Source organism: Actinocorallia sp. API 0066 (assembly GCF_020991275.1).
Taxonomy (GTDB): Bacteria; Actinomycetota; Actinomycetes; order Streptosporangiales; family Streptosporangiaceae; genus Actinocorallia.
Genome location: NZ_JAJLQY010000001.1, coordinates 732,351 through 742,474 on the forward strand (window position 1 = coordinate 732,351; position 10,124 = coordinate 742,474).

The window sequence follows — 10,124 nt, forward strand, 5'->3', positions numbered from 1 at the left end:
CCCTTCCCCGATCAATGTATTCCGTATACAAAAGGTGATACGTGCCCGGAGAACCGTCAACCCGCAGGTAACCGGAACGTTTCCCGCCGGTGAGCCGGGTTGCAGTGGGGAGGTGTCCCACCGTGCCGAGACCGGCATATCTCAAGATCGCCGACGAGCTCCGCCTGGGGATCCGCGCCGGGACCTTTCCGCCGGGCTCCCGGCTGCCCACCCTCGCCCATCTGTCCGAGACGCACGGGGTGTCCCAGATCGTCGTCAGGCAGGCCGTCGCGGTGCTGAGCGCGGAGGGCCTCGTGGAGACGCGGCGGGGCGGCGGCACCGTCGTGCGGGCCCGGCCGACGGTGCGCCGGATCGCGATGGACAGGTACCGGGTGGAGACGGAACCGCAGGTCACGCCCGCCACGTCGTTCACCCACGACCAGGGCATCGGCTGGGCGGACTACCGGCTGGAGCGCCGCTACCGCAGGGTCGCGGCCGACCCGGAACTGGCCGCGCTGTTCGGGCTTCCGGCGGGCACCGCGCTGCTGCGCCGCAGGTTCGTGTTCTTCGCGCGCGGCGAGCCGCAGCAGATCTCGGTGAACTACCTGCCGTGGGAACTCGTCGCCGGAACGCCGGTCGCCGACCCCGCGCGGGAGCCGTGGCCGGGCGGCACGCCCGCGCAGCTGGCCTATCTCGGCCACCCCGCGACCCGGGTCGAGGAGGCGGTCCGCTCGCGCATGCCGTCGCGGGAGGAGGCGGAGACGCTGCGGATGGGCACCGGCGTGCCCGTCATCACCGTGACCCGGCGGATGATCGCGGGCGAGCGGGTTCTTGAGGTGTGCCGGGACATCGTCATCCCGGCCGACCGCGTGGTGTTGGACTACGCCATCGACCTGTGATCAGCCGAGCCGGTCCAGGAGGAAGCGCGGCCCTACGACGTCGGCACCGCGAGCTTGGCAGCGCGCGCGCAGTTCGCGGTCCGCTGTCACCACGACGTAGCGGATGTCCGTATCTGCGGGGCCTACCTCCGCGACGATCGCGTCGTCGCCGGAGCGCGGCGCAGAGACGACCCGCACCCCTTCGATCCCCTCCAGGCTCCGCGCGGCGCCCTCGACCACAAGGACGATTTCGGCGTCGGCCGCCTTTTCGGCGTCAAAGGAGAGGGGGCCGAGTCCGGCGAGGGAGTCGCGGAGCCTGCGGGCCGCGCCGAGGCGGTCCCGCCACCAGCCGTCGGGGCGGGAGCCGATGACGTTGGCGGCGTCGACGATGAGGACGGTGCGCATGCCCGCAGCGTAAGGCCACGGACGCCGACCGTGCGGCGATCACGCCCGGTGACGTGGTTGCGGCACCCGCTGCCGCTTGGTTGGATACCTGCAAACCGGGAGGGACCATGGGCGAAGCACTCAGGCCCGACGATCCACGCGAACTCGGTCGTTTCCCCCTGGTGGAACGGCTGGGCGAGGGCGGGCAGGGCATCGTCTATCTCGGCCGCGATCCCGAGACGTCCGACCTGGTGGCCGTCAAGGTCCTCAAGGCCGCCGACGACGCCGAGGCGCGTGAGCGCCTGGAACGCGAGATGAACGCGGCCATGCAGGTACGGCTCCAGTACTGCATCGCCCGGGTGATCGGATTCGACTTCGAAGGCGCCCGCCCCTACATCGTCACCGAGTACGTCGACGGCCCTTCGCTGTTCGAGCGCGTCGCCGAATCGGGCCCGCTCCGAGGCGGCGACCTGGAACGGCTGCTCATCTTCACCGCGCAGGCCCTCGTCACCATCCACGGCTCGGGCGTCGTGCACCGCGACCTCAAGCCCGCCAACGTCCTGCTCGGCCGGGACGGCCCACGCGTCGTCGACTTCGGCATCGCCCGGCACGTCGACCACCACACGCGCGGGCAGCTCGTAGGCACGCCGTCCTACCTGGCGCCCGAACTGCTGCGCGAGGAACGCGCCTCGCGCGCCTCCGACATCTGGGCGTGGGCCTGCACCATGGTGTTCGCCGCGACCGGCTACCCGCCGTTCGGCCCGTTCGACAACGACGGCGGCGGCGTCGCCGCGATCCTCGGCCGCATCATGCACGCCCAGCCCCGGCTCGGCGCGGGCGTCGAGGAGTTCGAGCCGCTCCTGCGCCGCTGCCTCGACAAGGACCCCACGCGGCGGCCCACCGCCCGGCAGGTACGCGACCAGTTGGAGTCGGCGCTGGAGGCCGACGTGCCGCACGGCGACTCCGCGCCGCTGCCGTTCTCGCCGCTCCCCGTCGGGCCGCCGGGGCCCGGCTTCGCCTGGCGCAACGAGACGGTGGACCGGGGCCTCACACCGCCGCCGCAGCACACCCACCCGTCACACCCGACGTTCCCGCCCACCCCGGTGGGAATCGCCACCCCGCCGCCGTTCGACCGACGTCCCCCCGAGCCGCCGCCGGGATCGCACCGGGTGCGGAACACCGTGGTGGGCGTGCTCGCGGTGGCCGTCGTCGCGGCGGGCGGCTACTTCGGCGTCACCGGCCTCCTGGACGGCGGGGGAGGGAACGGTCCCGGCGGCGGCGCCGCCGTGCCCGCGTCCCTGACGGGCCAGTGGTCGGGGAACCTGATCCTGAAGAAGGACCAGCAGGAGACGTACTACCGGATGACGCTCACGCTGTTCCCCGGCCAGAACACCGGCGACTCCCAGCTCGACAGCGGCAACATCTGCTCCGGCACCGTCACCGTCGTCAACGCGGGCGGCAACAGCGCCGACCTCGACCTCGCGCACGACATCGCCACCTGCCCCGACGGGGCCCTCACCCTCACCACGACGGACGCGGGCGCGCTCGTCGCGTTCACCGGCGCGGGCGGCGTCACCGGGACGGGCGAGCTGACCCGCGCCGACTAGAGGCGGTCACAGACTGTCCGCCGCGGCGCGTAGGGTTCAGTCATGGTGTTCAAAGGACTCGACACGCTCGCGGCACTGGGCCCGGTGAAGGAACTGCGCGACCGCCGCACCGGCCCGCTGGTCCTCGAACTCGATCTGGCCGAGGGGCTCGTCGAGGGCACGCCCCCCGACCCGCTGACGGCGCTGCTGTCGATCCGCCGCACCCACCTGCGGGACGTGCTCGACGGCCTGCGCAAGGCGCGCACGGATCCGCGGGTGAAGGCGCTCGTCGCCAGGATCAACGGGCCCGTCGGGCTCGCCCTGGCGCAGGAGCTGCGCGAGGCCGTCGCGGAGCTGCGCGCGGCGGGCAAGCTGACCGTCGCGTGGACGGAGACGTTCGGCGAGACGGGCGAGGGCACCACCGCCTACTACCTCGCGTCCGCGTTCGAGCGGGTCTGCCTGCTTCCGTCCGGGGACGTCGGGATCACCGGGTTCTCCCTGTCCGAGCCGTTCGTCAAGGACGCGCTGGACAAGGTGGGCGTCACCTTCCAGTTCGGCAAGCGCGCCGAGTACAAGACGGCGCCCAACATGTTCCTGGAGACGGGGTACACGCGGGCGCACGAGGAGGCGTCCGAGCGGCTCGTCGCCTCCGTCGGCGAACAGATCGTCAAGGGCGTCGCCGACGGGCGCGGCCTCGCCGAGGCCGACGTCCGCTCCCTCATCGACCGGGCGCCCCTGCTCGCCTCCGAGGCGCTGGAGGCGGGCCTCGTCGACGAACTGTGCTACCGCGACGAGGTGTACGCGCACGTCAAGGGCGTCGCGGGCAAGGACGCGCGGCTGCAGTACGTCGCCAGGTACGCCCGCTCCGGCCTCACCGAGCGGGTGCCGCGCAAGCCCGCCGACGGGGTGGCGCTCATCCAGGCGCAGGGCATGATCCGGCTCGGCAGGTCCGGCCGGGGCCCGGTGCCGGGCCAGGGCGGCGCCGTCGGCTCCGACACGCTCGCCGCCGCGCTGCGCGCCGCCGTCCGCGACGAGCACACCAAGGCCATCGTGCTGCGGGTCAACAGCCCCGGCGGCTCCTACGTCGCGTCCGACGTGATCTGGCGCGAGGTCCAACTGGCCCGGCGCGCGGGCAAGCACGTGCTCGTCTCGATGGGCAACGTCGCCGCGTCCGGCGGGTACTTCATCGCGATGGGCGCCGACACCATCGTCGCCCAGCCCGGCACGCTCACCGGCTCCATCGGCGTGTACACCGGCAAGCCCGTCGTCAGCGGGCTGCTGGAGCGGCTCGGCGTCGGGTTCGGCAGCACCGCTTTCGGCGCGCACGCCCGCATCCACAGCCCCGTCCGGGACTTCTCCGAGGGCGAGTGGGACCGCATCAACTCCTCACTCGACCGCATCTACGCCGATTTCACCTCCAAGGCGGCGCAGGGCCGTGGCCTGCCGCTGGACCGGATCGACGAGCTGGCGCGCGGCCGCGTCTGGACCGGCGCCGACGCCGCCGAACGCGGCCTCGTCGACGAGCTCGGCGGCCTCGACCACACCCTCGACCTCGCCCGCGTCAAGGCGGGGCTGCCCGCCGACGCGCCCGTCCGGACGTTCCCGCACACGTCGCCGCTCGACAGGTTCCGCCCCCCGGAGTCCAGCGAGGACAGGACGGCGGCCTCCGTCCGGTTCGAGGCGTGGGGCTCCCTGTCCGGGCTCGCCGCCCGGCTCGGCTTCCCCTCGGCGGGCCCGCTGGTCATGCCCGGCTACGGAGACGCCCGCTGGTGATCACGCCGCAGGACTTCACCGCCGCCCTCGCGTCCTTCGCCACGGGCGTCACCGTCGTCACCGTCAAGGAGGGCCGCGACGACATCGGCGCCACCGTCACGTCGTTCGCCTCGGTCTCGCTCGACCCGCCGATGCTGCTGATCGGCGTCGCCGCCGCGTCCTACCTGTGCGAGGTCCTGCACCGCCGCCCCGCCTGGGCCGTCACCGTCCTGGCGGCGGCCCAGCGCGCCCTGGCGGGCCGCTTCGCCGCCGAGGGCCGCCCCTCCGCCCGCCTGCTCCTGACCGGCCACCCCCACCACCGGGGCCGCCGCTCCGAGGCCCTCATCATCGAAGGCGGCCTCACCGCCCTCGAATGCGAGACCCGCCTCCGCATCCCGGCGGGCGACCACGTCCTCTTTGTCGCCGAAATCCTCCACGTCGACTACCTCAACAAAGCCGACCCCCTCATCCGCGCCAACCGCCGCTACCGCTGATCCTCCTCCGGGAGGGTGGGAGTCTGCCCCTCGGACGTCACCCGGACCTCCACCTCCGGCCAGTCCTCGATGTAGTTCACCACGGCAGGGCGCAGCCGCTGCCCTCGCAGTGGCATGAACCCGGCGAAACCGGTGAACCGCCCGACCGCCTCCCCGTCGTGGACGTCGAGGACGAGCAGGCCGAACCGGCGGCCCGCACCGGTGTAGGGGGCGACGATCCGGCCCCCGTCCCTCGTCTGCCGCACCCACGGGTAGGGGATCGTGTGGGCGGCCGCCGTCGCGACGACCCGGTCGAACGGCGCGTGCTCCTCGGCGCCCTGCTCGCCGTCACCGGTCAGCACGACGACTTCCGGGAACCCCGCGTCGTGCAGCGCCTTGCGCGCGCGCTCGGCGATGGTGCCGTCGATCTCGACCGTCACGACCTCGGCGCCGTACGCCGCCAGGCACGCGGCGTTGTACCCGGTCCCCGTCCCGATCTCCAGCACCCGCATCCCGGGGGCCAGCTCCAGCTCCGCGATCATCCGCGCCATCATCGCGGGCTCGCTTGAGGAGGACATGGGTATGAAGCCTTTCCCCGGTGGATACGTCGCCCCGGGAAGGAGCCGTTCCTTCTCGTCGGTCGCGGTGATCACGGCCAGGTCCGCCGCGACGTGCCGCTCCCACTCCTCCGGCTGCTCCGCCCGACGCAGCGGCACCAGCCATCCGTCGTCCCAGACGTAGATGGTTTCCGGCACGAACAGCCGCCGGTCCACCGGCAGCTCCGTCTCCCCGTAGGTGAAGCTCACGGCTGCTCCCCACTCCCCCCGCAAGTCCCGCACGTCATCTCGGCGTAGGCGACGTCCGGGCCGCTCCCGTCGCCCGTAGTCGGGATCGTCCCCTTTCCTCCGCATGCCGCGCACTGGTTCTTCTTCTCGTGCTTCCCCATCCTTGGGCGCCCTTTCCCGCATGCCCCGGCGGCGTTCTCCGTCGGATCCGACGCCATCACCGTAGTTGCGGTGGATCAGTCGAGACAGAGATTCTCGGAAATGGGCAACTATCTGTCCCCTTGTGGTGACACGAAGGGGTCAGTGGGCTCGGTGACCTGCGGTCCAGACGGCGGCGGTCAGCGGGGTGCCGGGCCGGGCCAGCCGCTGTCCCTCGGCGGTGACGCGCACTTCGAGGCCCGGCCAGTCCTCGATGTTGTTCTGTACGGCCGGGTGCAGTCGCTGCCCACGCAGCGGCATGAAGGCCGCGTCGCCCACGACCTGCCCGGCCGCCTCCCCGTCCCGGACGTCGAGCGCGAGCAGGCCGTACTGGCAGCCGTCCCCGGTGTAGGGGACGATGATCCGTCCCCCGTCCTTCGTCTGCCGCACCCACGGGTACGGGACGGTGTGGGCCGCCGCCGTCGCGATGACCCGGTCGAACGGCGCGTGCTCGGCAGCCCCCAGCTCGCCGTCCCCGGTGAGCACGACGACGTCCGGGAACCCCGCGTCACGCAGCGCACACCGGGCCCGTTCGGCGATCCCGCCGTCGATCTCCACCGACACCACCTCGGCCCCATAGGCCGCCAGGCACGCCGCGTTGTATCCCGTCCCCGTCCCGATCTCCAACACCCGCATCCCGGGCTCCAGCTCCAGCGCCTCGATCATTTGCGCCATGATCGAGGGCGCGCTTGACGAGGACAGTGGGACATACCCCATTCCGGGCGGGTATGTCAGGTGGGGATGCAGCGGCTCGTCTCCATCGGTTGCCGTGGTCACGGCCTGGTCCGCTGTGACGAGCCGGTCCCATGCCTCCGGCTGCTCGTCCCGCCGCAACGGTTCGAGCCACCGCTCTCCCGAGACATAGATCGTGTCCGGCACGAACAACCGCCGGTCTACCGGCAGTTCCGTCTCCCCATAAGCGAAAGTCACTGCTGCTCTCCCGTCCCGTTGCAATCCGCACATGTCCGCTCGCTGTAGCTCGTGTCCCCGCTACGCCCGTCGTTCGGATACTTCACCTTCCCAGTGCCTCCGCACGGCCCGCATTGGTCCTTCTTCCCGTGCTTCCCCATCCCGGACGTCCTTTCCCGCTGCCCCGGCGGCGTTCTCCGTCGGATCCGACGCCATCACCGTAGTTGCGGTGGATCAGTCGAGACAGAGATTCTCGGAAATGGGCAACTATCTGTCCCCTTGTGGTGACACGAAGGGGTCAGTGGGCTCGGTGACCTGCGGTCCAGACGGCGGCGGTCAGCGGGGTGCCGGGCCGGTAGGCGAGGTGGAGGTGCGAGGGCGCGTTGAGGATCTGGAGGTCGGCGCGGGCGCCGGGCACCAGGCGGCCCACGTCGGAGCGGCGCAGGGCCCGGGCGCCGCCGAGCGTCGCCGCCTGGACGGCCTCCAGGGGCGTCATGGCCATCTCGCGGACGGCCAGCGCGATGCAGAAGGCCATCGAGGTGGTGTAGCAGGAGCCGGGGTTGCAGTCGGTGGCGAGCGCGACGGTGGCGCCCGCGTCCAGGAGGGTACGGGCGTCCGGGTAGGGCTGGCGGGTGGAGAACTCGACGGCGGGCAGCAGCGTCGCCACCGTGCGGGACGAGGCGAGGGCGTCCACGTCCGTGGCGGTGAGGAACGTGCAGTGGTCGGCCGACCCGGCGTCGCATTCCACCGCGATCTGGACGCCTGGCCCCGGCCCAAGCTGTCCCGCATGGACCCGTGGCCGCAGCCCGGCCGCCACCCCGGCCCGGAGGATCTCCCGCGTCTGGTCGCCGTCGAAGGCGCCGCGCTCGCAGAACACGTCGATCCACTCGGCGTAGGGCGCGCACGCCTCCAGCATCTCCCCGCAGACGAGCGACACGTACGCGTCGGTGCTCATCCCCTCGGGCACCACGTGCGCGCCGAGGAACGTCACCTCGTCGGCCATCTCCCCGGCGATCCGCAAGGACCGCACCTCGTCCCGAACCGTCAGCCCATATCCCGACTTGCACTCGACGGTCGTTGTGCCCTGCCGCGCCATCTCGGCCACCAGCCGCGCCACGTTCGCGCGCAACTCGTCGTCGGTGGCCTCCCGGGTGGCCTCGACCGTCGTCCGGATGCCCCCGGCCGCGTACCGCCGCCCGGCCATCCGCGCCGCGAACTCCTCGGCCCTGTCCCCGGCGAACACCAGGTGGCTGTGCGAGTCGACGAACCCGGGCAGCGCCGCCCGGCCCCCGGCGTCGAAGCGCTCGTCCGCGGCGGGCGCGCGCCGGGAGTCGCCGACCCACGCGATGCGGCCGCCGTCCATGACGACGGCCGCGTCGCGCAGGATCTGCGCCTCCCCGTGCCCGCCCGCGTTGGTGAGGAGCTCCCCGATGCCGGTGATGACCGTGCTCACCGTCCAAGGTTCCCACCCCGGAGGCCGCGCCGCGGCGCGGGGTCAGGCGGCCAGCAGCGCGTCGAGCTTGGTGAACGAGCTCTCCCAGCCGGCTTCGGCGTCCTTGAGGATCTCCTCGTTGTGCGGGCCCTGGACGATCGTGAGACGGGTCCTGCCTTCGCCCGCGTCGGCGAACTCCAGCCGGGTCTCGAAGCGGGTGATGCCCTCGAATCCGGGCAGCCCCTCGACGTCCTCGAAGCCGACGATCAGCTCGTTCTCGACGACCTCGCTGTAGCTGGCGCTGACGGGCGCGACGAACGACGGGTCGTCGTCCTTGACCATGGTGAACCGCTCGTGGCCGCCGACCCGGACGTCGAGTTCGACGGACTCGCGCGGCACGGAGAACCCGACCGGGCCGAACCACTGGACGAGCTGGTCGGGGTCGGTGAAGGCGCGGTAGACGAGCTCGCGGGGGGCGTCGAACTCGCGGGTGATCTTGAGCTGGGTCATGACTGGTCCCTCTTCTCGGGTGTGGTCTGCTCTGCGGGTGTGCCGCCCTGCTCGGCCTGGATGCGGCGGAGGTGGGCGTCGAGACGGTCGAGGTTGACGTCCCAGAAGCGGCGGTAGCGCTCCATCCAGCCCTGCACCTCGCGCAGGGGTTCGGGGTTGAGGCTGCTCGTCCGCCACTGGGCGTTCCTGCTGCGGGTGATGAGGCCCGCCTGTTCCAGCACTTTCAGGTGCCGGGAGATCGCGGGAAGGCTGATCGCGAAGGGCTCGGCGAGTTCCGAGACGGTGGCGTCGCCTTCGGCGAGGCGGGCGAGGATGGCCCGCCGGGTCGGGTCGGCGAGGGCGGCGAAGATCGTGCTGAGCCTGTCGGTGGCCACCGCGCCTCCCCTCGTTGTCGTCGGTATTTAGCCGATCGGTTAATTAACCGATGCGTTAAACATAGGGCGCGGGTCCGCCCCGCGTCAACCCCGGAACGCCAGGAAGGCGTCCTCGACGGTGCGAGGACGCCTTCCTGGCGGAGGCGAGGCCCGGACGGGCCGTCCCGGAAGCTAGCTCTTCTTCTTCTTGACGGGCTTGAGGTTCATCACCAGCGTCTCGGTGAAGGTGTCCCACTTGCGGACGTCCTTGACGACGAGCTTCTTGCCCGGCACACAGGTGAACGTCGCCTTCTTCACCACCGGGGTGTCGAAGTGGCCGATCTTGGCGTGGTCGGCGACCTTCCAGGTGCCCCACGACGCCCGCTCCGGCTTGATGTTCATGCCCGTGCCGGTGGCCGGGCCGCGCGCCTGCTTGTTGCGGCTGGTGATGACGCCCTTCCTGTCACCGGTGATCTTCGCCGGAAGGTACAGGACGCCCTTCAACTGCTCCCAGCCCTCGACCCGCTTGCCGTCGACGTTCACGCCCGCGAACGTCTCCCGCTTGGAGCCGGTGAAGTTGTACACCAGGCCCTTCTTCGGGTCGAGCTTCAGCTTGATCCCGGCCATGCCCTTGTACGTGACGTTCTGCGTATAACCCGTCTGCGCCGACTTACCGGTGATCTTCGCGGTGAGGCCGGTGGTCACCCACTGGCCGGTGTAGCACTTCTTCTTCGGCTTGGGCGCGGCCTGGGCGGGCGTCGCGGCGAGCGCGAGCACCCCGCTCGCGGCCAGCGAGACGGCGAGCGCCGTCCGCGTTGTCTTCCCGAATGCTTGTCCCCTACGCAACGATGCTCCCATTCGTCACGGCGGGTCTCTCCCGCCTCA

11 protein-coding genes are annotated in these 10,124 nt (G+C 71.7%); 4 read left to right on the forward strand and 7 right to left on the reverse strand.

The genetic code is table 11. The annotated features are described in order from the left end of the window. The first annotated feature begins 122 nt into the window (after positions 1-122). Complete coding sequence (locus LO762_RS03440; protein ID WP_230612289.1) at positions 123-878, forward strand: GntR family transcriptional regulator; 756 nt, start codon at positions 123-125, stop codon at positions 876-878. Here the strand turns inward: LO762_RS03440 and LO762_RS03445 are convergent, their stop codons facing one another. Beyond that, positions 879-1,262 carry an NYN domain-containing protein gene (locus LO762_RS03445; RefSeq protein ID WP_230612292.1) on the reverse strand — a complete coding sequence of 128 codons (384 nt, stop codon included), beginning with the start codon at positions 1,260-1,262 and terminating at the stop codon, positions 879-881. Positions 1,263-1,369: 107 nt separating this feature from the next. Between LO762_RS03445 and LO762_RS03450 the strand changes: the two genes are divergently transcribed. The 3 genes from LO762_RS03450 to LO762_RS03460 are packed head-to-tail and all read left to right on the forward strand — an operon-like array spanning position 1,370 to position 5,073. After that, positions 1,370-2,848, forward strand: coding sequence for a serine/threonine-protein kinase (locus LO762_RS03450; RefSeq protein ID WP_230612301.1), 1,479 nt, complete (start codon positions 1,370-1,372; stop codon positions 2,846-2,848). Positions 2,849-2,890: 42 nt separating this feature from the next. After that, complete coding sequence (locus LO762_RS03455; protein ID WP_230612303.1) at positions 2,891-4,600, forward strand: S49 family peptidase; 1,710 nt, start codon at positions 2,891-2,893, stop codon at positions 4,598-4,600. After that, entirely contained in the window at positions 4,597-5,073 is a 477-nt protein-coding gene (locus LO762_RS03460; protein WP_230612305.1) for a flavin reductase family protein, read from the forward strand. The genes LO762_RS03455 and LO762_RS03460 overlap by 4 nt, the downstream gene beginning before the upstream one ends. Here the strand turns inward: LO762_RS03460 and LO762_RS03465 are convergent. The 6 genes from LO762_RS03465 to LO762_RS03490 all read right to left on the reverse strand — a co-directional run bounded on the left by LO762_RS03465 (position 5,064) and on the right by LO762_RS03490 (position 10,085). Then, complete coding sequence (locus LO762_RS03465) at positions 5,064-5,858, reverse strand: methyltransferase domain-containing protein (RefSeq protein ID WP_230612306.1); 795 nt, start codon at positions 5,856-5,858, stop codon at positions 5,064-5,066. The genes LO762_RS03460 and LO762_RS03465 overlap by 10 nt on opposite strands. Before the next feature lie 279 nt (positions 5,859-6,137). Further along, complete coding sequence (locus LO762_RS03470; RefSeq protein ID WP_308103244.1) at positions 6,138-6,998, reverse strand: methyltransferase domain-containing protein; 861 nt, start codon at positions 6,996-6,998, stop codon at positions 6,138-6,140. Positions 6,999-7,242: 244 nt separating this feature from the next. Further along, the gene (gene hutI / locus LO762_RS03475; RefSeq protein ID WP_230612308.1) at positions 7,243-8,397 is read right to left on the reverse strand and encodes an imidazolonepropionase; all 1,155 of its coding nucleotides are present in this window, start codon (positions 8,395-8,397) and stop codon (positions 7,243-7,245) included. A 42-nt stretch (positions 8,398-8,439) separates the two neighbouring features. Then, positions 8,440-8,886, reverse strand: a complete 447-nt coding sequence (locus tag LO762_RS03480) for an SRPBCC domain-containing protein (RefSeq protein ID WP_230612309.1) — start codon at positions 8,884-8,886, stop codon at positions 8,440-8,442. Beyond that, complete coding sequence (locus tag LO762_RS03485; protein ID WP_230612310.1) at positions 8,883-9,260, reverse strand: helix-turn-helix transcriptional regulator; 378 nt, start codon at positions 9,258-9,260, stop codon at positions 8,883-8,885. The genes LO762_RS03480 and LO762_RS03485 overlap by 4 nt, the downstream gene beginning before the upstream one ends. Positions 9,261-9,431: 171 nt before the next feature. Next, positions 9,432-10,085, reverse strand: a complete 654-nt coding sequence (locus LO762_RS03490) for a hypothetical protein (protein ID WP_230612311.1) — start codon at positions 10,083-10,085, stop codon at positions 9,432-9,434. Between the last annotated feature and the right edge of the window lie 39 nt (positions 10,086-10,124).